The following is a 22,140-nucleotide window of genomic DNA, read 5'->3' as shown; positions in this document are numbered from 1 at the left end:
ACCCCTCGTGCCGTGAGGCAAGCGAGGGGAGCGCGCCGGGGTGGGTAGCTGTGAGTTCCGGGTCCGTCCGGAGGTCACCAGCTTCAGCCGACGCGCTTTCCAAGTACGAGAATTCGGGTGCGCATGGCACTGACCCTCCCCCCGGCACGCACCACGTGTCAAGTGGGTGGGACGGGAGTCTCATTATGTGAGCGGAGGGCTGTGCCACCCCCCAGAACGGCGGGCACACCACTTGTGTACACCCCCGCGCCGCCACCCGCGAACGCGGGCTCGACCGGACCGTGCGGTACCGGATAACGGCCGGATGTCAGCGCCCGGCGCAGCCGGTATTCGTCCAGCGGACCGGAGAACGCCATGCCCTGCCCGTGCGTGCAGCCCATCGCGCGCAGGGCGACGACCTGCTCGGGAAGGTCCACGCCATCGGCCACGGACGGCAGCCCGAGGTCGGTGGCGATCCGCAGCAGCCCACTGGTGATCTTGTGCAGTCGCGCGGACTCGACGACCCCCTCGACCAGACTGCGGTCGAGTTTGAGTACGTCGACGGGGAGTCGCCTCAGTGCGGTGATGGCCGCATAGCCACTACCGAACCCGTCCAGCGCGATCCGGACACCGAGTCGCCTGAGCGCGCCGAGCCTGCGCTCCAGCTCGTCCAGGGAGACCCGGGGGTCGGGGTCGGACAGCTCGATCACCAGGGACCCGGACGGCAGCCCGTGCCGGGTCAGCAGCGCCTCGATGGAGCCGAGCGGCATCGAGCGGTCCAGCAGCCGCCGAGCGCTCATCCGGACGGCCACGGGCACGGTGAGCCCGGTCGCGGCGCGCTCGGCGGCCTGCTCGACGGCCTCCTCCAGCATCCAGCGGCCCAGCTCGGCGGTCTTGTCGCTGTCCTCGGCCACCCGCAGGAACTCCGCAGGTGTGAAGAGCACCCCCTGCGAGGAGCGCCAGCGCGCCTGCGCGGACACCGCCGTGATCCGGCCGTCCTCAAGGCACACCACGGGCTGATGCAGCAGCGCGAACTCGCCGTCATGCAGCGCGGCACGCAGGCGCGTGGCCAGCTCCGCCTTGCGTACGACGTCCTGCTGCATCTGTGGGGCGTACAGCTCGACCCGGCCCTTGCCGGCCCCCTTGGCCCGGTACATCGCGAGGTCGGCGTTGCGCAGCAGTTCGCCCGCGCCCAGGCTCGGCTCGGCGAAGGCGACGCCGATGGAGGCGGCGACACGGACATCGTTGCCGTCGATGAGGTACGGCTGCGAGAGCGTGATGCGGAGGCGGTCGGCGAGCTCCAGGATGTGGCGTTCGCGGGCGGCCCGGTCGCGGGTGCCGTCGCCGACGATCAGGGCCGCGAACTCGTCGCCGCCCAGCCGCGACGCCGTGTCTCCGTACCGCACCGCGTCCTGGAGTCTGCGTGCGGCCTGGACGAGCAGCTCGTCCCCGGCCTGGTGCCCGATCGTGTCGTTGACGGCCTTGAAGCCGTCCAGGTCGATGAAGAGGACGGCCGTACCGCGGTCGGAGGCGCGTCGGCCGGACAGCGCCTGCTGCACGCGCTTGGTGAACAGCGCGCGGTTGGGCAGGTCGGTCAGCGGGTCGTGCTCGGCGTTGTGCTGGAGCTGCGCCTGGAGGCGCACTCTTTCGGTCACGTCCCGGCTGTTGAAGATGAGGCCGCCGTGGTGGCGGTTGACGGTGGACTCGACGTTCAGCCAGCCGCCGTCACCGGACCTGAAGCGGCACTCGATGCGGGTGGTGGGTTCCTCAAGAGGGCTGGCGGCGAGGAAGCGGCGCAACTCGTGCACCACGCAGCCCAGATCCTCCGGGTGGATGAGATGAGCCAGTTCGGTGCCCACGAGCGCCTCCGCGGACTGGCCGTAGACACCGGCGGCGGCCGGGGAGACGTAGCGCAGGATGCCGCTCGGCGTGGCGATCATGATGACGTCGCTGGAGCCCTGCACCAGGGAGCGGAAGTGGTTCTCCTTCTGCGCCAGCTCCTGGGTGAGGGTGATGTTGTCGAGCAGCATGATGCCCTGGCGGACCACGAGGGCGAGCACCACCGTGCCGCCGGTGAGGAGCACCACGCGGTCGACGCTGCGGCCGCTGAGGACGTTGTAGAGGATGCCCAGCGTGCAGACCGCGGCGGCGAGATACGGGGTGAGGGCGGCCAGGGATCCGGCGATCGGCCGGGTGGCCGGATACCGGCTGTGATCACCGCCCTGCGGGGGTGTGTGGTGGTGGGAGCCGATGCGCTGCCCGGGCAGGCGCTCGCGCACCACGCGCGTGTGCCCGTGTCCGTGCCCATGGCCCTGTCCGTCGGTGTGGGGTCGGTCGCCGTCGTGCTGCCCGTGCCGTGGGGTGGCCCAGGGGGCGTAGGCGAGGAGCAGCGAACCGGCGAACCAGCCCGCGTCGAGCAACTGGCCGGAGCGGTAGGTGTTGTGCAGCAGCGGTGAGGTGAACAGGGCGTCGCACATCACGGTGAGGGCGAGCGCCCCGATCGCGGTGTTCACGGCGGTGCGGTTCACCGACGAGCGCTGGAAGTGCAGCGCGAGCACCATGCTGACGAGGGCGATGTCGAGCAGCGGGTAGGCCAGCGACAGCGCGGTGTGGCTCACGCTCGACCCGTCGAACTTGGCGGCCTGCGCGAGCGCGAGGCTCCACGACAGCGTGAGCAGCGAGCCGCCGATCAGCCACGCGTCCAGGGCGAGGCAGACCCAGCCCGCCTTTGTCACCGGCCGCTTGGCGAGCACCAGCAGTCCGACGATGGCGGGCGGCGCGAAGCACAGGAAGAACAGGTCGGCGTAGCTGGGGCTGGGTACGGGGCGGTCCAGCACGACTTCGTACCACCCCCAGATCAGGTTGCCCAGGGACGCCATCGCCGAGGAGAGGGCGAACAGCAGCCATGCGGGTCGAAAACGGATACGGCGGTTGCGGGCGTAGAGGAAACACGACACGGCGGCGGTGCCCGCGGCGGCGCTCAGCCCGAAGTCGCCCATGATCAGGGCGAGTTCGCCCGAGCCCCAGCCGAGCGCGGAACCGACGGCGTATGCGGCGCACACCAGGGCCAGTACGAGCTGGCGGACCATGCTCCGCGCACCACCGGAAACCGGCGGACGGGGCAGCAGCGCACCCGGCGAAGGCTGAACCCGCAGCCCCGCGTTGAGCGTGGTCGTGGCAGGCGGAGGCGAACTCACCGGGTCCTCCCGGTCCGCACCGCTCCCGGGTCCCGGGGGTCCCGGTGCGCTGGGTGCGCATGCCTCCTGCGACTGCTGTGCCTGCGGTGGTGATGGCTGTGGTGTCCACCGTGATTGCCGTGGTGACCGCGTCTGCGCGCGGCCGTGCGCCAGGGTCGCCGCCGGCGGCCCCGCCGCGTCGGATCGCTCGTCCATAGGCCGTGCATCGCCCGTCGCCCCCCTCACAGTCCTGAAATGTCGATCCCCGGCGCCGAACGGTGCGCGGCGCAGCCCCTGTCGGACGATACACCAATCTCGTCACTCAGGGACATAGTCCCTCTACTCTCCGTGACGACCAGCAGCGATGCGAGCACGGACCGCGTTCGGCAGATTGCGGAGGGTACCCGAAGCGGATTACGTGACCTTTACGTCCGTCTCCTGCGCGCCCGTAGTGCCGCCACCTACACGCCGGTTGCGCCCGTCGTTAGGATCACGTTCCGCAACGGCTCCTGGTTCACGAAACGATTCAATTGGTCCGCCAAGAGCCTTTTGGCGCGGGGCAGGAACGCGGAGGTCGGGCCGCCGACGTGCGGGCTGATGAGCACGCCCGGTGCCTGCCACAACGGGTGCCCCTGGGGCAGCGGTTCGGGGTCGGTGACGTCCAGGGCCGCGATGATGCGGCCGCTCTCCAGTTCGGCGAGCAGCGCCTTGGTGTCGACGACGGGGCCGCGGGCCACGTTGACGAGAAGGGCGCCGTCCTTCATGCGGGCCAGGAACTCGGCGTCGGCCAGGTGGCGCGTGGTCTCGGTGAGCGGCGTGGAAAGGATCACGACGTCCGCCTCAGGGAGCAGGGCGGGCAGTTCGGTGAACGGATGCACCGGGCCGCGCGCCGTGGTGCGCTCGGAGCGCGCGACGCGCGCCACCCGCGCGAGCTCGAACGGAACGAGCCGGTCCTCGATGGCGGCGCCGATGGATCCATAACCCACGATCAGAACGGACTTGTCGGCGAGGGCCGGCCGGAATCCGCCGAGCCACTCCCCCCTGTCCTGCGCCCGCACGAAGTCGGGTACGCCGCGCAGCGAGGCGAGGATCAGCGTGAGCGTGAGCTCGGCGGTGCTCGCCTCGTGCACCCCGCGCGCGTTGCACAACCGCACGCCCGGACGCAGGTACTTGAGGCCCGGCAGCACGTTGTCGACGCCGGCGGACAGCGTCTGCACGACCTCCACGGAACTCAGCAGGGGCAGCGGCCGCAGGCCGACCTCGAGGGGCTTCATGTAGGGGACGACGTAGTACACGCACTCGGCCGGATCCCCGGGGAAGTCCTCACCGCCGTTCCAGAAACGGTAGTTCGGGCCCTCGGGGAGCCCTTCGATATCTTCCGGCGGGATGGGGAGCCATACGTCAGGAGTCATGGTCAGGAGGCTAGGGCCTGTCCGGCGGATCAGGTCGCGGGAAAACGACGGCGCCCCATCAACCCCGTGTCCGCGACAGGATCCGCCGGACAGGCCCTAGTTGAGAGGGGCGGAGGCGCAGAGGTTAGGTTGGGGGGCCAGGAGAGGGAAGGTCACGAGCAGGTGGAGCGCAGGACGATCGGCGCGGCGGCGCTCGTAGTGGGTGCCGTCGGACTCGGGTGCATGCCGATGAGCTGGGCGTACAGCGGGACCCGGCAGCGCGGCGACGAGTCGCTCAGAGCCGTCAACCGGGCGCTGGATCTGGGCTCGACATTTCTCGACACGGCCGACATGTACGGCCCGTTCACCAATGAGCTGCTGGTGGGGCGGGTGCTGAAGGAGCGCCGCGAAGACGCCTTCGTGTCGACCAAGGTCGGCCTGCTGGTGGGCGAGCAGCACATCGTGGCCAACGGCCGCCCCGGCTATGTGAAACGGGCCTGCGACGCCTCACTGAGGCGTCTGCAGACGGACGTCATCGACCTCTACCAGCTGCACCGGGTGGATCCGGAGGTTCCGGTCGAGGAGACCTGGGGCGCGATGGCCGAGCTCGTACAGGCCGGAAAGGTGCGGGCGTTGGGGCTGTCCGCGATGGGCGCGCGCTCCGGCCGCCGGGCGGGGGCGCGGCTGCACGACGAAACGATCCGCCAGCTGCGCCGGGTGCAGCAGGTCTTCCCCGTGAGCGCGGTGCAGGCCGAGCTGTCGGTGTGGTCGCCGGAGGCACTGGAGGCGCTGCTGCCGTGGTGCGAGGCACGCGACGTCGGCTTCCTGGCGGCGATGCCGCTGGGCAACGGCTTCCTGACCGGCACGCTGACCCCGGGCGAGGGCTTCGAACCGGACGACGTCCGCGCCCGCCACCCCCGTTTCACCGCCGAGATGATGGCCGCGAACCAGCCCATCGTGGCCGGCCTGCGCCGCGTCGCCCGCCGCCACGGCGAGGACGCCACCCCGGCCCAGGTCGCCCTGGCGTGGGTGCTGGCGCAGGGCCGCCATGTGGTTCCGGTACCGGGCGCGAAGCGGGAGCGCTGGGTGACGGAGAACGTGGAGGCGGCGGGACTGCGGCTGACGCCGGAGGACCTGGCGGAGGTGTCGGGGCTGCCGGCGGCTCAGGGGTCGTGGGAGTGAGAGCGACGCGGGCCTCGGACGTCGGGGGTTGGCCAACCGGCGCGGGCCGCGGAATTTGGGATGCTTCCGGCCAACCGGCGTGAGCCCGGAACCTGAGGGGCTTCGGCGGCTCGAGGTTTGCTGATCGGGAACCTGTGAGGCGCGAGCGGTGTATGACAAGTAGAACCCGCCGCGTCGAAGGGACCACGATCGTGCAACGTCGAGCTGTGTCTGCCGTGCTGGCCACGGCCGCGCTCCTGGTGACGGCCGGCTGCTCCTCCGACGGAGGAGGAGGCGGCTCATCGGGTGGAGTGGGGAGTACGACGCCGGGGAGTACGGAGTCGGGGTCGTCGCCGTCCGCGCAGGCCACCGAGCAGGCCGCTCCCGCGAAGGGCTCGGTGAAGGTGCTGCGCACGGTCACCGAGGATCTGAAGACGCCCTGGGGCCTGGCGCCCCTCCCCGACGGCGACCTGCTCGTCTCCTCCCGCGACGAGGGCACGATCACCCGGGTCGACGCGGAGACGGGCAAGAAGACCGAGCTGGGCGAGGTGCCCGGGGTGTCGCCGGCCGGCGAGGGCGGCCTGATGGGCCTCGCGCTCTCCCCCGACTACGCCTCGGACCACATGGTCTACGCGTACTTCACCTCGGTCTCCGACAACCGCATCGTGCGCATGCTGTACGACGAGCAGAAGCCGTCCGGGGATCAACTGGGCGCTCCCGACACGATCTTCAAGGGGATCCCCAAGGGCTTCATCCACAACGGCGGCAGGATCGCGTTCGGCCCGGACAAGATGCTGTACGCGGGCACGGGCGAGAGCGGCAACACGGGTCTGTCCCAGGACAAGAAGTCCCTGGGCGGCAAGATCCTCCGGCTGACCCCGGAGGGCGAGCCGGCGCCGGGCAACCCGTTCGCGAACTCCCCCGTGTACTCGTACGGCCACCGCAATGTGCAGGGGCTGGCCTGGGATTCCAAACAGCGCCTGTTCGCCTCGGAGTTCGGCCAGAACACCTGGGACGAGTTGAACGCGATCAAGCCCGGCGCCAACTACGGCTGGCCGGATGCCGAGGGCAAGTCGGACGACTCCGCGTACCAGAACCCCATAGCCCAGTGGCACACCGACGACGCCTCCCCCAGCGGCATCGCCTACGCCGAGGGCTCCATATGGATGGCCGGCTTGAAGGGACAGCGACTGTGGCGCATCCCGCTGAAGGGCACGGAGGCCTCGGCCGACCCGCAGGCCTTCCTGGAGGGTGACTACGGCCGGCTGCGCACGGTGGTGTCGGCCGGCGGCGACAAGCTCTGGCTGGTGACGAGCGAGACGGACGGGCGGGGGTCGCCGGAGAGCGGGGACGACCGGATTCTGGAGTTGGAGGTGAAGTAGGGGGAAGGCAGCGGGGAAGCAGCGGGAGGTCGGTCACTCCGAGGCGCCTGGCTCAGGTGGCTGAAGTTTGTCCTCGGCCTCGGCCTCGGCCTCGGCCTCGGCCTCGTCCGGCGTCGGTGGCCGTACGACCACCTTGCCCGAGTCCAGGTCTATCGGCCCGCGCCCCGGGTCGCCGTCGCCGACGTCCACCCGGGTCGTCTCCAGCCGGTTGCGCTCGTCCTCGGTGTGCTTGCGGCCCGGTGCGAACAGTTCCTCGAACGGGTTGAACACGGGCGCCTCCCCTGTGGCGGTCCGCTCAAGCGTACGACTCAGCCCGCCGACCGCACCTTCTGCGCTTCGGGCGGGAACAGCCCCAGCCGGTGGGCCACGGCAGCCGCCTCGCCCCGCCCCGAGACGCCGAGCTTGCCCAGGATGTTCGACACATGGACGCTGGCCGTCTTCGGGGAGATGAACAGTGCCTCGGCGATCTGGCGGTTGGTGCGGCCGGCGGACACCAGGCGCAGTACGTCGCGCTCCCGGCTGGTGAGGCCGAGTGCCTCGACGGGGTCGGCGGGGGCGAGCGCCTGCTCGGGGACCCGGCTCGGGGTGAGACGGGCGCGCTGGGCGAGCAGGGCGACACGGTCGGCGAGCGGACGGGCGCCGAGGTGGTCGGCGACGGCGAGGGCGAGGCGGAGCAGTTCGGCGGCACGGTCCCGGTCGTCCGGGTCGGCCCCTGCGGCCAGCAGGGCCTCGGCGAGGCGATGGCGGACGAGGGCGAGGTCGTAGGGGCGCTCCAGGGGCTCCAGGGCCTCGACCACCTCGGACCAGTCACGGGGTGTGCCGCGGCCCTCGGCGCGCAGGAGTTCGGCGTGGACCCAGCGTTCGTGCGCCTGCCAGACGGGCACATGGGTGGCGAGCGACTTGGCGGACGCGCGGATGCGTTCGAGGATCGCGGCCCGACCGGGGTCGGCGGCGGGCAGGCCGAGGGCGTCGGCCTCGGCTGTGGCGGCGGCGAGCAGCAAGGGCCAGGCGTAGCGCTGGGTGCCGGGTGGGAAGCCGGTGTCCAAGGTGCGTTCGAGTGCGGCGCGGGCGTCCAGGAGGCGGCCCTCGCCCGCCGCGACACCGATCGCGAGGCGGGCCATCGGCAGGGTGTGCTGGGGTGCCTTGTCGTGGGTGCCGAAGTGCTCGCGGGCGTCGGCCAGTTGGCGGTCGGCCTCGGTCAGGTCGCCGCGTGCGAGGGCGAGTTGGGCGTGGAGGGCGGCGCGGAAGCCGCGGGGTTTGGCGCCCTGGCCGATGCGTTCGGCGTTGTGGCCCGCCTCGCCGGCCTCGTCCCAGCGGGCCAGGGAGAAGAGGGATTCGGCGAGGTTGCTCCACACATAGGCCTCGGTGTCCATCAGACGCAGCCGCCGGACGAATTCCACGCCCTCTTCGAGGATGCGGACGGCGTCCTGCGAGCGGCCTATGCCCTCCAGATGGGAGGGCAGGTTTATGTAGACACGGCCTGCCACCGAGGCGTCGCCGAGTGTCGCCACCTGCTTCTTGACCTCGTACACCTCGGCGAGCCCGCCCTCGATGTCGCCCGAGTCGACCCGCAGTCCGCCGAGGGTGAGCCTGGAGTTCAGTTCGATGTCGAAGGCGCCGACCATGCGCGCGTACTCCACGGCGCGCTCGGCGGAGGTCATGGCGTCGGGGCCGGGCTCGTGCAGCATGGACCAGTTGGCCACCATGGAGAGCACCTCGGCGTGCACCTCGGACGGTGGCAGGCCGCGGACCAGTTCCTGGGCGGTGGCCAGTTCCGTCCAGCCGTCGCCGCGGGCCAGGTTCTGCACCAGACGGGCGCGCTGGGTCCAGAACCAGGCGGCGCGCAGGGGGTCGCCCTCGTCCTCCAGGATGTGCAGGGCGCGCCGGGTGATCTTCAGGGCGCGTTCCCGCTCGCCGCACAGCCGGCCCGCGACGGCGGCCTCGGCCATCAGGTCGAGGTAGCGCAGGGGTGTGGTGGTCGGGTCGCAGCCGCAGGGAGGGTAGACCTCGGTGTAGTCGACGGGGCGCAGATCCGCGCGTATCTCTTCGGGTGCGGAGTCCCACAGCTCCATCGCCCGTTCCAGGAGCCGCAGTTGCTCGGAGTAGGCGTGCCGGGTGCGGGCCGCGACGGAGGCGGCGAGGACGGCGGGGAGGGCCTTGGCGGCGTCGTGGGCGTTGTACCAGTAGCTGGCCAGACGCATGACGCGCTGGTCGGCGGGGACGAGCGTGGGGTCGGCCTCCAGGGCCTCGGCGTAGCGGCGGTTGAGGCGGGAGCGCTCGCCGGGCAGGAGGTCGTCGCTGACGGCCTCGCGGACCAGGGAGTGGCGGAAGCGGTAGCCGTCGCCGGTGGGGGCGGCGAGCAGGATGTTGGCGTTGACGGCGGCTCGCAGGGCCTCGATGAGGTCGTCCTCGGCGAGCCGGGCGACGGCCGCCAGCAGCCGGTACTCGACGGTGGAGCCGCCCTCGGCGACGATCCGGGCGACCCGCTGGGCGCTTTCGCTCAGGCCCTCGACGCGGACCAGGAGGAGGTCGCGCAGGGAGTCGCTGAGGCTGGTGCGGCAGCCCTCGTGGGCGGCCACGGCGAGCTCCTCGACGAAGAAGGCGTTGCCGTCGGAGCGTTCGAAGATCTCGTCGACCTGGGCGGGGTCCGGTTCGGCGGCGAGGATGCCGGCGATCTGGCGGGCCACTTCGGTGCGGTTGAAGCGGGCGAGTTCCAGTCGGCGGACGGTGCGCAGCCGGTCGAGTTCGGCGAGCAGCGGGCGCAGGGGATGGCGGCGGTGGATGTCGTCGGCGCGGTAGGTGGCCAGGACGACGAGGCGGCCGGTGCGCAGGGTGCGGAAGAGGTAGGCGAGGAGGTGGCGGGTGGAGGCGTCGGCCCAGTGCAGGTCCTCCAGGGCGACGACGACCGTGCGGTCGGTGGCGACGCGCTCCAGCAGGCGCGCGATGAGCTCGAAGAGGCGGGCCATGCCCTCCTCGTCGTGCCGTCCCGGCCTCGCCTCGCCGAGTTCCGGCAGGAGCCGGGCGAGCTCCTCCTCCTGGCCCGCGGCAGCGGCGGCCAGTTCCTCGGGCAGTTCCCGGCGCAGGGCGCGCAGGGCGGTGGAGAAGGGGGCGAAGGGCAGCCCGTCGGCGCCGATCTCGACGCAGCCGCCGAGCACGACGACGGCGCCGCGGCGGCAGGCGGCGGTGGCGAACTCCTCGACGAGACGGGTCTTTCCGACGCCGGCCTCACCGCCGAGCAGCAACGCCTGCGGCTCGCCCGCGGCAGCGCGGGCGAGCGCGTCGTTCAGTGTGTCCAGCTCATCGGTGCGGCCGATGAACACCGGGCAGACGGACCTGTTCTCCACGATGCCGAGCATCGCACGCGGGTCTGACAGTCGCGCACCGGTTTTCGGGAGGCCGGCACCTGCTGCCCCGCCGGCCTCCCGTTCCCCCGCGTTCACGCCGCTCGGGCGAACCGGTGCCGGCGGTGACGGTGGCTATGCGACTCCCCCTCGGGCGCGTTCTTGGCGGCTTCGCGGCGGGCGGCGCGGTTGGCGCGGACGGCCTCGCGGACCAGGCGGTCGTGCTCGGCCTGACGGATCAGCTCTGCGGAACGGATCTGCTGGAGCTCGTACTCGAACATCTTGTACCCCTCGTGAAGAGTCGGTTTCGGGCTTCGCTTCTTGCGATGCCTCAACCTTCGTCTCCAAGGGGGGTCCGCCACATCGGGAGAGTTCCGCATCTTGAGCGCACGAAGGGCCTTAGGCCCGTCCTACGTGACGTAGGGCGGGCCTAAGGCCCCTCAGGAAAGCTCGGGAAGCGGGTACTCAGCTGCTTGCGGTCGGCATCGCCAGGAGGACGTCCGTGTACTTGAGCACGGCCAGCAGCAGGCCGATGACCGCGAGCGAGACACCCGCCCAGGCGACGGACTTGACCCACGTGGCCTGCACCGCCCGCTCGGGGTCCCCGAACGCCGGGCGGACCAGCACGAAGACGCCGACCAGCAGGGCGACCAGCGCGAAGATGCCGGCGACCAGCGCGTTGGCGTTCCACGAGTTGCCGTAGACCTGCTCGATCTGCGTGGAGACGGTCGCGGTCGACGCGGTCTCCAGCTGCCCGTACAGCGAGTCGCGCGCCTGGGCGACGGTGCCGAGCCAGCCGCCGGTCAGCGAGACGAGACCCAGCGCGGCCGAGACCACCGCGGCGGCGCCCACGCCCACACCCGAGGGGGCCTTGTCGGCGACAGCCTCGGAAAGCTCGTCCTCGCTGATGTCTTCGACGACCTCGTCGGTGCCCTCGGCGTCGGTCTCGGTGACCTCGGCCTCGGTGTCCTCGGCCTTGGTGTCCTCGGCCTTGATGTCGTCGGACTTGGTTACGTCCACGGTCTCCACGTCGCTCTTCTCTTCGGGGGCCGCGTTCCCGGCCTCGTCAACTGTCTTGGTTCCCATACCTCGCACCGTACGGACGCTGTCTGAGAGGTCTCTTAATGATCCTTGTGAGCGGCACGCGCGCGTGCGTGCTGCCACTCGGGCGCGAGCACCGACCAGACTTCGATGTCGTGGCGTACGCCCCGGTACGGGTGACTCTCCCGCAGAACGGCGTCGCGGCTCATGCCCAGCCGCCGTGCCACATTGATGCTGGCTTCGTTCGCGGCTGCCGCGTGCCACTCCACACGGTGGATGCCTCGTTCGTCAACCGCCCAGTCGATAAGGATGCGCATCGCGCGCGTGATGAGCCCCCGCCCGGTACCGGCGGGTTCCAGCCAGCAGCCGACCTCGCAGTTGCCGCGCTCCGCGTCGAAGTTGAGGAACAGCACCCCGCCCACGAGCTTCCCGTCCAGCCACAGACCGTGCAGGGACCCGGTGTCGGCGGCCCGCATGTCGGCGTACCGCTGGAGCACGTCCCGCGCGCCCACGACGTCGAAGGCCTTGGACGCGAAGGGGATGTACTGGTTGATGAAGTCACGCCCACGGTCCAGGTGCGCGAGGAATTCCTCCGCGTGCCAGGGCTCCAGGGGCTTGAGTTCGACGTCGTCATCCAGAGATATCGCGTACATCCCGCTGCCGCTCCTCCGCCAGTACGTCCGCCACCTCGGCGTCCGTCGCAGCAGCCAGCCTTTCATGGGCGGCGCGGCACTCGGGCGGCTCGATGCTGATGCGCGGCATCCGGCGCTCCAGCCAGCCCGGCAGCCACCAGTTGGCGCCCCCGAGCAGGTGCATGAGGGCGGGTACGAGGAGCGTGCGCAGGACGAAGGCGTCGAGGGCGACGGCGGCGGCGAGCGCGATGCCGAACATGGCGATCACCCGGTCACCGCTGAGCACGAAGGCGAGGAAGACCGAGATCATGATGACCGCGGCGGAGTTGATCACACGGCTGGTCTCGGCGAGGCCGACGCGGACGGCACGCCGGTTGTCGCCGGTTTCCAGCCACTCCTCGTACATCCGGCTGACCAGGAAGACCTGGTAGTCCATGGAGAGGCCGAAAAGCACCGAGACCATGATCACGGGGAGGAAGGGCTCGATGGGCCCGGCGCGGCCCAGACCCAGCAGTTCGCTCCCCCAGCCCCACTGGAAGATCGCGACGACGACACCGAAGGCGGCGGCGACGGCGGCGATGTTCATCGCGGCGGCCTTCAGCGGGATGCCGAGGGACCGGAAGGCGACCAGGAGCAGCAGACAGCCCAGGCCGATGACGACGCCGACGAACAGGGGCAGCTTGCCGACGATCACGTCCGCGAAGTCGTCGTAACTGGCCGTCACTCCGCCGACGTGCACATCGAGCGAGGTGTCCGCCTCGGCCCGCGGCAGCACCTCGGTGCGCAGCCGGTCGACGAGGTCGCTGGTCTGCTGGGACTGCGGCGCGGACTCGGGGACGACGGTGAGGTACGCGATGTCGCCGCCCGTGTTGTATGTCACAGCCGTCACGGAGGCGACGCCCTCGGTGGAGCGGAGGGTGGTGTCGAGGTTGTCGAGGGCGAGCTTGTCCGCGGCTCCGTCGACGCGCGTCACCAGCGTCAGCGGACCGTTGACTCCCGCCCCGAAGCCGTCCGCGAGCAGGTCGTAGGCCTGGCGGGTGGTCGAGGAGCTCGCGTTGTTGCCCTGGTCCGAGGTGCCGAGGTGGAGCGAGAGGGTGGGCAGGGCGAGTACGGCCATGACGGCCAGGGCGGCGGCGCCGAGCAGCTTGGGATGCCGCTCCACGAAGGCGGACCAGCGCGCGGCGAAGCCGGTCGGCAGCTCCGGCTGGGGCCCGTGCTCCGCCAGTCGGCGCCGCTCTCGCCGGCTCAGGGCACGCGGGCCGATGAAGGACAGTAGCGCCGGGAGCAGGGTCACGGAGGCCGCGACCGTCAGGACCACGGTCAGCGAGGCGGCGATGGCGACGCCGTTGAGGAAGCCGAGCCGCAGGATCAGCATCCCCAGCAGGGCGATGCAGACGGTGGCCCCCGCGAAGACGACCGCGCGCCCGGTGGTGGCGACCGCGTTGGTGGCCGCCTCGGTGACGGACAGCCCGCGCTTGAGGCCGCGCCGGTGCCTGGTCACGATGAACAGCGCGTAGTCGATGCCGACGCCGAGCCCGATCAGCATGCCGAGCATGGGCGCGAAGTCGGCGACGGTCATGGCGTGCCCGAGCAGCACGATCGCGGCGTACGCGGTGCCGACGCTCACCAGGGCGGTGGCGATGGGCAGCAGCGAGGCGGCGAGCGAACCGAAGGCGAGGAAGAGGACGACGGCGGCCACGACCACGCCCACCACCTCGGCGAGATGCCCGCCCGAGGACTCGGTGAGCGCGATGGCCTGCCCGCCCAGCTCCACCTGGAGCCCGTCGGCCTGCGCCGACTCGGCGACGCCCACCACGGCCCGCGCCCGGGAGACGTCGATGTCCTCGGCGGAGTCGTCGAAGGTGACGGTGGCGTAGGCCGTACGTCCGTCCTCGCTGATCCGCGCCGCGCCCTGGTCGTCGTACGGGCCGGCCACGGAGGCCACGCCGGGCAGGTTCGCGATCCGGCCCAGGGTGTCGGTCATCGTCTGTTCGACGTCGGCGGAGCGGACGGTGCCGGACGTGGTGTGCCAGACAACGGTGTCGCTGTCGCCGCCGAGGCCCGGGAAGCCGTCCGCGAGCAGGTGGGTGGCGCGGCCCGACTCGGTGCCGGGGGCCTCGTAGTCGTTGGAGTACGCGGAACCGGCGACGGCGGCGGCCGCGGTGACCCCGCCGAAGGCGAGGAGCCACAGCAGAACGGCTACCAGACGGTGCCGTACACACCAACGCGCGAGTGCTGCCACGAACGTGCTCCCAGGGTGACGATTTGTGGATCTTTGACCGGGAACAGTCGTCCATGAACTGAACAGCCCGCAAAGAACGCATGAGCGATGCGAGACCACTCTTGCAGGCAATTTTGATCGTTTACCTCGTACGTGCCCTTATTCACAGGAGTGCGAGGCACGTCACAGGACAATAACGATGGCTCTGTCGCCTCAGTCGAACTGATCGCCGAACGCCATCACCGTCACCCCGACGATCAGCAGCCACAGAGCCCGCCGGGTCCGCCCCCGCGACCCCAGCACCGCCGCGAGCCCGCACACGGCGGCTCCGAGGGCATAGGCGGCCGGGACGAGCGTGGGCGAGGAGCCGGCGACCCGCAGCACCGAAGCGGCCAGGCCCGCCAAGGTCAGCAGCGCCCCGACACCGGTCGCCGTCCAGCGGGCCCGCCGCGCTTCCTGTGCCGAGTCCCCGAAGTCCTCCCCCAGTTCGGATATCTCGGAATCACCACGTCCACTCATGGCGGGCGAGCGTAGCGCCTCCACCTGAGAAATCGGATGCGGGGGACGGACCGCCGCTGCTAGCTTCCCCGCGTCGTCCGCAGTCCCGCGGCCCGTCGCCGCCGACCCGAGCAGGTGCATTGTTTGAAGGTCCGACCGAGCTCCTACGCGAACCGATCCTCTTCCCAGGACCCAAGGAGCCCGTTCACCTATGTCCGACATCACCGACCTGACCGGCCGACTGGCCCACTCGCGCTATCCGCGCAGCAGTAAGTACGACGCGCGCTGGACCATCGACAACCAGATGGGCCCGCACGCGCTGTGGCTGCTGGAATGGCTGGCCCCCGCCCTCGGGCTCGACACCCTCCCGGCGGGCGCCCGTGTGCTCGACCTGGGCTGCGGCAAGGCCATGACCTCCGTCTTCCTCGCCAAGGAGTACGACGTCCAGGTCACCGCGGCCGACCTGTGGATCCAGCCCGAGAAGAACGCGCGCCGCATCGCCGAGGCCGGCGTCGCGGACCGCGTCCTGCCCGTGTCCGTCGAGGCACACGACCTGCCCTTCGGGGACGGCACCTTCGACGCGATCGTGAGCATCGACGCGTACCAGTACTTCGGCACGAACGATCTCTACCTGCCCACCCTCACCCGGCTGTTGAAGCCGGGCGGGCGGATCGGTGTCGCCATGCCGGCACTCCGCGAGGAGCTGACGGGCGTCGAGCCGCCGGAGCACCTCAAGCCGTTCTGGGACCCCGGTTTCTGGGCGTTCCACACCGCCGACTGGTGGCGGCGGAACTGGACACGCACCGGGGCGGTCGAGGTCGAGACCGCCGACTGGCTCACCGACGGCTGGCGTGACTGGCTGCTGTGGAGCGAGGTCTGCGCCGAGGAGAGCACCGAGGAGTTCATGGCGGACATGGCCCGCGACTCGGTGGAGCTGGTACGCGCCGACAGGGGCCAAACCCTCGGATTCGTACGGGTCGTGGGCCGCCGTATCTGAAAACGCCCCTGGGGGACGCGCCACCATCGACGCGTCCCCCAGGGGTTTGTACGGAGTGCGGAGCCTGGCCTCAGCCTTCGCTGACGCCCAGCTTCTCCAGGATCAGTTCCTTGACGCGGGCCGCGTCCGCCTGGCCGCGTGTGGCCTTCATGACCGCGCCGACCAGGGCGCCGGCCGCGGCCACCTTGCCGCCGCGGATCTTGTCGGCGATGCCCGGGTTGCCGGCGATGGCCTCCTCGACGGCGGTGGTGAGCGCGCCCTCGTCGGAGACGACCTTCAGACCGCGCTTGTCGACGACCTCGTCCGGGGTGCCCTCGCCGGCGAGGACGCCTTCGATGACCTGGCGGGCCAGCTTGTCGTTCAGATCGCCCTTCGAAACCAGCTCGGTGACGCGCGCGACCTGCGCGGGCGTGATGGCCAGCTCGTCCAGCGACTTGGCGGACTCGTTGGCGCTGCGCGCCAGTTCGCCCATCCACCACTTGCGGGCGGAGGCGGCGTCGGCACCGGCGTCGATCGTGGCGACGATCGGGTCCAGCGCACCGGCGTTGAGGATCGACTGCATGTCGAAGGCCGAGATGCCCCACTCCGCCACGAGGCGGTTGCGGCGGGCCAGCGGCAGCTCCGGCAGACCGGCCCGGATCTCCTCGACCCACGCGCGCGAGGGGGCCACCGGAACCAGGTCCGGCTCGGGGAAGTACCGGTAGTCCTCGGCCTCTTCCTTCACGCGGCCCGAGGTCGTCGACCCGGTGTCCTCGTGGAAGTGCCGGGTCTCCTGGATGATCGTGCCACCGCTGCCGAGTACGGCGGCGTGCCGCTGGATCTCGAAGCGGGCGGCGCGCTCCACGGAACGCAGCGAGTTGACGTTCTTGGTCTCGGAGCGCGTACCGAACTTCTCGCGGCCGTGCGGACGCAGCGACAGGTTCACGTCGCAGCGCATCTGCCCCTGCTCCATGCGGGCTTCCGACACACCGAGCGCCTTGATGAGCTCGCGCAGCTCGGCGACGTACGCCTTGGCGACCTCGGGAGCGCGCTCGCCGGCGCCCTCGATCGGCTTGGTGACGATCTCGATGAGGGGGATGCCGGCGCGGTTGTAGTCGAGCAGCGAGTGGGACGCGCCGTGGATTCGGCCGGTGGCGCCGCCGACGTGCAGCGACTTGCCGGTGTCCTCCTCCATGTGGGCGCGCTCGATCTCCACGCGGAAGGTCTCGCCGTCCTCCAGCTGTACGTCGAGGTAGCCGTTGAAGGCGATCGGCTCGTCGTACTGGGAGGTCTGGAAGTTCTTCGGCATGTCCGGATAGAAGTAGTTCTTCCGGGCGAAGCGGCACCACTCGGCGATCTCGCAGTTCAGCGCGAGACCGATCTTGATGGCGGACTCGATGCCGATCGCGTTGACGACGGGGAGTGCGCCGGGCATGCCGAGGCAGGTCGGGCAGGTCTGCGAGTTGGGCTCGGCGCCCAGCTCGGTCGAACAGCCGCAGAACATCTTGGTCCTGGTGCCGAGTTCGACATGGACTTCGAGACCCATGACAGGGTCGTACGACGCCAGCGCGTCCTCGTACGACACCAGGTCGATGTCGGTCGTGGTGGTCACGGTGAAAACTTCCCTCTCAGCCCAGCAGGACGTCGTCGTCGCCCAGCCGCTTCAGCTCGCGGTAGAGGATGGCGAGGCCGGTGACGATGGCGGCGGCGGACACGGCCGCGTCGATCAGTCGCAGCGTGTCGTTCTCGAGGCGGGCCTTCTTGACCTGCTTCGCGACACCGACGGCACCGAACACGGTGGTGGCCATGGACAGGTACGTACCGGACTTGGACTTCTTGAAGCCCTTGGCCTTGGACAGTGCCTTGCTCACAGCGACGGAGCCTCCTCTAGCAGCGGGTGCCCCCACTTTTCCACGAAGGCGGCCTCGACGGCGGCTCCGACCTTGTACAGGCGGTCGTCCTTCAGCGCCGGGGCGATGATCTGCAGCCCGACCGGGAGGTTGTCCTCCGGCGCGAGGCCGCAGGGCAGCGACATGGCGGCGTTGCCGGCCAGGTTGGTCGGGATGGTGCAGAGGTCCGCGAGGTACATCGCCATCGGGTCGTCGGCGCGCTCGCCGATCGGGAAGGCGGTGGTGGGCGTGGTCGGGGAGACGATCACATCCACCTGCTCGAACGCCTTCTCGAAGTCCCGCGTGATGAGCGTACGGACCTTCTGGGCGCTGCCGTAGTAGGCGTCGTAGTAGCCGCTGGACAGGGCGTAGGTGCCGAGCATGATGCGGCGCTTGACCTCGGGGCCGAAGCCCGCCTCACGGGTGAGGGAGGTGACCTCCTCGGCGGAGTGCGTGCCGTCGTCGCCGGTCCGCAGGCCGTAGCGCAGGCCGTCGAAGCGGGCGAGGTTGGAGGAGCACTCCGAGGGCGCGATCAGGTAGTACGCGGAGAGCGCCAGGTCGAAGGACGGGCAGTCCAGCTCGACGATCTCGGCGCCCAGCCCCTTGAGGAGGGCGACGGACTCGTCGAAGCGCTGGATGACGCCGGCCTGGTAGCCCTCGCCACGGAACTGCTTGACGACGCCGACGCGCATGCCCTCGACGCTGCCGTTACGGGCGGCCTCGACGACCGGCGGGACCGGGGCGTCGATCGAGGTGGAGTCGAGCGGGTCGTGCCCGGCGATGACCTCGTGCAGCAGCGCCGTGTCCAGGACCGTACGGGCGCAGGGCCCGCCCTGGTCGAGGGAGGACGAGAACGCGACCATGCCGTAGCGGGAGACCGCCCCGTACGTCGGCTTGACGCCGACCGTGCCGGTGACGGCGGCCGGCTGGCGGATGGAGCCGCCGGTGTCGGTGCCGATGGCGAGGGGCGCCTGGAAGGAGGCGAGGGCGGCGGACGAGCCACCGCCGGAGCCACCGGGGATGCGGGTGAGGTCCCAGGGGTTGCCGGTCGGGCCATACGCGCTGTTCTCGGTGGAGGACCCCATGGCGAACTCGTCCATGTTGGTCTTGCCGAGGATGACGACGTCGGCGGCCTTCAGCTTCTTGGTGAGGGTCGCGTCGTAGGGCGGGATCCAGCCTTCGAGGATCTTGGAACCGACGGTGGTCGGGATGCCCTCGGTGGTGAAGATGTCCTTGAGCGCGAGCGGGACGCCGGCCAGCGGGCCGAGCTTCTCGCCCCGCTCCCGCTTCGCGTCGACGGCACGGGCCTGGGCCAGCGCGCCCTCGCGGTCGACGTGCAGGAAGGCGTGCACCTTCTCGTCGACGGCCTCGATACGGGCGAGGTGGGCCTCGGTGACCTGCACCGCGGTGAGCTCGCCGGACGCGATCCTCGCGGCGGTCTCGGCGGCCGTGAGCTTGATGATGTGGGTGTCCGTCATGGTGTCTTAGTCCTCCCCCAGGATCTGCGGCACCTTGAAACGCTGCTGCTCCTGGGCCGGGGCGCCGGAGAGCGCCTGCTCGGGGGTGAGCGACGGACGGACCTCGTCCGCCCGCATGACGTTCGTCAGCGGGAGCGGGTGAGAGGTCGGCGGCACGTCTTGGTCGGCGACCTCACTGACGCGGGCGACCGCGCCGATGATGTCGTCCAGCTGTCCCGCGAAGTGGTCAAGCTCTTCGGGCTTCAGCTCCAGACGCGCCAGCCGTGCGAGGTGGGCGACCTCCTCGCGCGTGATGCCAGGCATGCAGCGATCCTCTGGGGTGAGTGAGTGTGGTTTGGGCCCAATCCTAGGGGGCGGGGGGCTGTGGCCGTTAAACGGTTTCGCATGGCATGGGATGAGGGGCCGGGTGGCGGGGTGCGGGGTCGTGCGGCGGAGGGCCGGGCGGCGGTGTACGGGGTGGTGCGCCGGAGGGCCTGGCGACGGTGTGCGGGCGTACAGCGAACGGCCGGGCGGCAGGCTGCGGGGACGCGGCGGGTGGCCTGGCGGCGGACCGCGGAGCAGGTCCGCGGCGTCGGCAGCTGTCTGAGACCTGCGGACGCCGACGGCGGGACGTCCCACGGGCGGGGCCCACTCCTCACCCGAGTTGAACGGGCAGGCGGGTGGGTGAACTACTCGTCGGTCGCTGCGGCCGGCAGGGCCGCCCTGGGCCGCTGCCACCCCCGCGACCCCCTGGCCCGGAGCCACGCGGTCGTCTCCGCCGGAGGCATCGCCGCGGCGACCAGCCAGCCCTGAACGGCGTCACAACCCATATCGCGCAGCCGTTCCCACGTCTCGTCGTCCTCGACGCCCTCGGCGACCACGAGGAGCCCCAGCGAATGGGCCAGGTCCACCGTGCAGCGCACGATCTCCGAGTCCTCGTTGTCCACCGCGAGCCGCGCCACGAACGAGCGGTCGATCTTCAACTCGCTGACCGGCAGCCGCCGTAGATGCACCAGCGACGAATACCCCGTGCCGAAGTCGTCCAGCGACATCTTCACCCCGTGCCCGGTCAGCCCGGCGAGCGTGTCGGCGGCCCGCTGCGGGTCCTCCAGGAGCACATGCTCGGTTATCTCCAGCTGGAGCGACCCCGCCGGAACCCCGTGCCGGGCCAGCCGCGCGGCGACCGAGCCGGCGAAACCCGGGGTGTGCACATCGCGCGGGGACACATTGACGGCCACCGGCACGAACAGCCCCTGCGCCCGCCACTTGGCGACCTGCGCGAGCGCCGTGTCCAGCACGTACTCCGTGAGATGAGGCATGAGGCCCGACGACTCGGCGATCGCTATGAACTCGTCCGGCGGCACCTTCCCGCGCTCCGGGTGCACCCACCGGACCAGGGCCTCAAGGCCGGCCACCTGCCCGTCGAAGCGGACCTTCGGCTGGTAGTGCAGCTCGACCTCGTGCGCGTCGAGCGCCCGGCGCAGATCGCCGAGCAGTCCGAGCCGGTCAGGTGTGTTCGAGTCCCGCTTGGACTCGTAGACCTCTACGCCCGTACGGTCCCGCTTCGCCTGGTACATCGCGACGTCGGCCCGCCGCAGCATCCCCTCGGCGTCGAGGGCGTGGTCCGGGAAGACGGCGACGCCCGCGCTGGCCTCCAGGACGAGGGTGAGTCCGTCGAGGTCGAGCGGCGAGCTGAGCGCGGCGACCAGCGCGCGGGCGACCCGGGTCGCGGACGTCGTGGAGTCGGCGACGGGCAGCAGAACGGCGAACTCGTCACCGCCGAGCCGCGCGGCCTCCGCCCCGCGCGGCAGCGCCACCCGCAGCCGGTCCGCTATCTGGAGCAGGAGCCGGTCGCCGGCCAGGTGCCCCAGCGTGTCGTTCACCGAGCGGAAGCGGTCCAGGTCGATCAGCATCAGGGCGGAGCGGGCGCCGATGCGCTCCGCGTCGTCCAGGGCCGTCCAGATCCGCTCCTGCAGCCACTGCCGGTTGGGCAGCCCGGTCAGTGGATCGCGCAGCTGCTCTTCCGCCCGCGCGCGGGCCATCCACAGGGTGGAGTCGAGGGCGATGAGCGGGATGGAGAACAGGGGCAGCAGCACCGGCTGGGCGATGGCGACCACACAGACCAGGGGTGCGATGCCGAGCAACGCGACCACGACCAGGCCCTGTCGGACGAGGGCGGTGCGGGCGACCGTGGGCAGTCCACCCGCGCGCGGGGCGTGCAGATACCACAACAGGGTGCGGGTGACCGCGAGATAGGCGGCCGCGACCAGGATCACCTGGGGGACGGTGTAAGGGCTCCAGGTCTCGGGGTTCCAGGGCTGCTCGACGGAGGGGTGCAGTCCGAAGGCCAACAGCACCAACTCCCCGGCGCAGATGCCGAGGATGTCCACCGCGCCGTGCAGCACGCCCGGCCGCCAGCGGTTGCGGCGGGCCACGCCGACCAGTACGACGACGGTGAGGCTGACCATTCCGGCGGGCACCCAGCCGTAGAGCAGCAGGACGGCGAGGGTGAGGGCGGCGCCGGAGCCGGTGCCGCCCCACCAGCGGGCGCGGCCGAGCGCGACCAGGTGGCCGACGATGATGCCGGTGAGGACGGCCAGGGACCAGCCCGCGGTGCCGGACGGGAAGAGCGCGTGGCCGCCGCTGAACGCCCGGTAGAAACCGGCGCCCAGGACGAACCCGGCCGCCGCGACGACCGCCGCGGGCAGCGCGGGCCAGGTCAGATGTCGTGCGGAGTCCTGTTCCTCGGCGCCGGAAGCGTGCTCGGCGGTGAGCCGGCCGGAGCCCGGTCCGTCCGCGGTGCGCTGTCCGGTGGTGAACTGTCCGGTGGCGCGCCCCTCCACGCCCGGACGCTCCGAAGCCCGCTTGGCCCAGCGGCTCTCCCGCCAGGCGCCGGTTATCCGGCGCAGGCGCAGCCGTGAGTACGGGGCGGCGCTCTCGGTCGGTTCCATTCCCGTCCCTCTCACAGCCGGCGGTGCCCACGCCACGCGGTCCGT

Annotated in this window: 17 protein-coding genes; 3 read left to right on the top strand and 14 right to left on the bottom strand. The window is 71.1% G+C overall.

Going from position 1 to position 22,140, the window contains the following annotated elements; genetic code table 11:
- Positions 1 to 158: 158 nt before the first annotated feature.
- Together AC5DRG_RS36975 and AC5DRG_RS36970 are read right to left on the bottom strand one after the other, a co-directional pair.
- Positions 159 to 3,176 (bottom strand): putative bifunctional diguanylate cyclase/phosphodiesterase, encoded by a 3,018-nt coding sequence (locus tag AC5DRG_RS36975; RefSeq protein WP_491804031.1) that lies wholly within the window; start codon positions 3,174 to 3,176, stop codon positions 159 to 161.
- Positions 3,177 to 3,616: 440 nt separating this feature from the next.
- Positions 3,617 to 4,567, bottom strand: coding sequence for a 2-hydroxyacid dehydrogenase (locus AC5DRG_RS36970; protein WP_491804030.1), 951 nt, complete (start codon positions 4,565 to 4,567; stop codon positions 3,617 to 3,619).
- A gap of 162 nt (positions 4,568 to 4,729) precedes the next feature.
- Between AC5DRG_RS36970 and AC5DRG_RS36965 the strand changes: the two genes are divergently transcribed.
- Both AC5DRG_RS36965 and AC5DRG_RS36960 read left to right on the top strand, forming a co-directional pair.
- Entirely contained in the window at positions 4,730 to 5,728 is a 999-nt protein-coding gene (locus AC5DRG_RS36965) for an aldo/keto reductase (RefSeq protein WP_491804029.1), read from the top strand.
- A gap of 152 nt (positions 5,729 to 5,880) precedes the next feature.
- A complete protein-coding gene (locus AC5DRG_RS36960) occupies positions 5,881 to 7,089 on the top strand; it encodes a PQQ-dependent sugar dehydrogenase (RefSeq protein ID WP_491804028.1) in 1,209 nt (402 codons plus the stop codon).
- A gap of 33 nt (positions 7,090 to 7,122) precedes the next feature.
- Here AC5DRG_RS36960 and AC5DRG_RS36955 read toward each other — a convergent pair whose 3' ends face one another.
- The 7 genes from AC5DRG_RS36955 to AC5DRG_RS36925 all read right to left on the bottom strand — a co-directional run bounded on the left by AC5DRG_RS36955 (position 7,123) and on the right by AC5DRG_RS36925 (position 14,843).
- Complete coding sequence (locus AC5DRG_RS36955; RefSeq protein ID WP_491804027.1) at positions 7,123 to 7,359, bottom strand: DUF6191 domain-containing protein; 237 nt, start codon at positions 7,357 to 7,359, stop codon at positions 7,123 to 7,125.
- Between the two features lie 38 nt (positions 7,360 to 7,397).
- On the bottom strand, positions 7,398 to 10,445 hold the full coding sequence (locus tag AC5DRG_RS36950) for a helix-turn-helix transcriptional regulator (protein ID WP_491804025.1): 3,048 nt from the start codon (positions 10,443 to 10,445) through the stop codon (positions 7,398 to 7,400).
- An 80-nt stretch (positions 10,446 to 10,525) separates the two neighbouring features.
- On the bottom strand, positions 10,526 to 10,711 hold the full coding sequence (locus AC5DRG_RS36945) for a hypothetical protein (RefSeq protein ID WP_491804024.1): 186 nt from the start codon (positions 10,709 to 10,711) through the stop codon (positions 10,526 to 10,528).
- 184 nt (positions 10,712 to 10,895) lie between these two features.
- The gene (locus tag AC5DRG_RS36940) at positions 10,896 to 11,516 is read right to left on the bottom strand and encodes a hypothetical protein (RefSeq protein WP_491804023.1); all 621 of its coding nucleotides are present in this window, start codon (positions 11,514 to 11,516) and stop codon (positions 10,896 to 10,898) included.
- A 35-nt stretch (positions 11,517 to 11,551) separates the two neighbouring features.
- On the bottom strand, positions 11,552 to 12,124 hold the full coding sequence (locus AC5DRG_RS36935; RefSeq protein WP_491804022.1) for a GNAT family N-acetyltransferase: 573 nt from the start codon (positions 12,122 to 12,124) through the stop codon (positions 11,552 to 11,554).
- Positions 12,102 to 14,345 carry an MMPL family transporter gene (locus AC5DRG_RS36930; RefSeq protein ID WP_491804021.1) on the bottom strand — a complete coding sequence of 748 codons (2,244 nt, stop codon included), beginning with the start codon at positions 14,343 to 14,345 and terminating at the stop codon, positions 12,102 to 12,104. The genes AC5DRG_RS36935 and AC5DRG_RS36930 overlap by 23 nt, the downstream gene beginning before the upstream one ends.
- A 192-nt stretch (positions 14,346 to 14,537) precedes the next feature.
- Positions 14,538 to 14,843, bottom strand: a complete 306-nt coding sequence (locus AC5DRG_RS36925; RefSeq protein WP_491804020.1) for a hypothetical protein — start codon at positions 14,841 to 14,843, stop codon at positions 14,538 to 14,540.
- A 190-nt stretch (positions 14,844 to 15,033) separates the two neighbouring features.
- On the opposite strand from AC5DRG_RS36925, the gene AC5DRG_RS36920 reads away from it, so the two are divergent.
- The gene (locus AC5DRG_RS36920; protein ID WP_491804019.1) at positions 15,034 to 15,819 is read left to right on the top strand and encodes an SAM-dependent methyltransferase; all 786 of its coding nucleotides are present in this window, start codon (positions 15,034 to 15,036) and stop codon (positions 15,817 to 15,819) included.
- 70 nt (positions 15,820 to 15,889) lie between these two features.
- On the opposite strand, the gene gatB is transcribed toward AC5DRG_RS36920, so the two are convergent.
- From gatB to AC5DRG_RS36895, 5 genes are all read right to left on the bottom strand, one after another.
- Complete coding sequence (gene gatB, locus AC5DRG_RS36915; protein WP_491804018.1) at positions 15,890 to 17,410, bottom strand: Asp-tRNA(Asn)/Glu-tRNA(Gln) amidotransferase subunit GatB; 1,521 nt, start codon at positions 17,408 to 17,410, stop codon at positions 15,890 to 15,892.
- A 16-nt stretch (positions 17,411 to 17,426) separates the two neighbouring features.
- On the bottom strand, positions 17,427 to 17,669 hold the full coding sequence (locus AC5DRG_RS36910; protein ID WP_491804017.1) for a hypothetical protein: 243 nt from the start codon (positions 17,667 to 17,669) through the stop codon (positions 17,427 to 17,429).
- Positions 17,666 to 19,165, bottom strand: coding sequence for an Asp-tRNA(Asn)/Glu-tRNA(Gln) amidotransferase subunit GatA (gene gatA, locus AC5DRG_RS36905; RefSeq protein WP_491804016.1), 1,500 nt, complete (start codon positions 19,163 to 19,165; stop codon positions 17,666 to 17,668). The genes AC5DRG_RS36910 and gatA overlap by 4 nt, the downstream gene beginning before the upstream one ends.
- A 6-nt stretch (positions 19,166 to 19,171) precedes the next feature.
- On the bottom strand, positions 19,172 to 19,468 hold the full coding sequence (gene gatC / locus AC5DRG_RS36900; RefSeq protein WP_018531282.1) for an Asp-tRNA(Asn)/Glu-tRNA(Gln) amidotransferase subunit GatC: 297 nt from the start codon (positions 19,466 to 19,468) through the stop codon (positions 19,172 to 19,174).
- 365 nt (positions 19,469 to 19,833) lie between these two features.
- Positions 19,834 to 22,095 carry a putative bifunctional diguanylate cyclase/phosphodiesterase gene (locus tag AC5DRG_RS36895; RefSeq protein ID WP_491804014.1) on the bottom strand — a complete coding sequence of 754 codons (2,262 nt, stop codon included), beginning with the start codon at positions 22,093 to 22,095 and terminating at the stop codon, positions 19,834 to 19,836.
- Positions 22,096 to 22,140 lie beyond the last annotated feature (45 nt).

This window comes from Streptomyces sp. JLBG701 (assembly GCF_058544905.1).
Note: the sequence above shows the minus strand (reverse complement) of the source record. Positions and strands in the feature narration are given on the sequence as shown.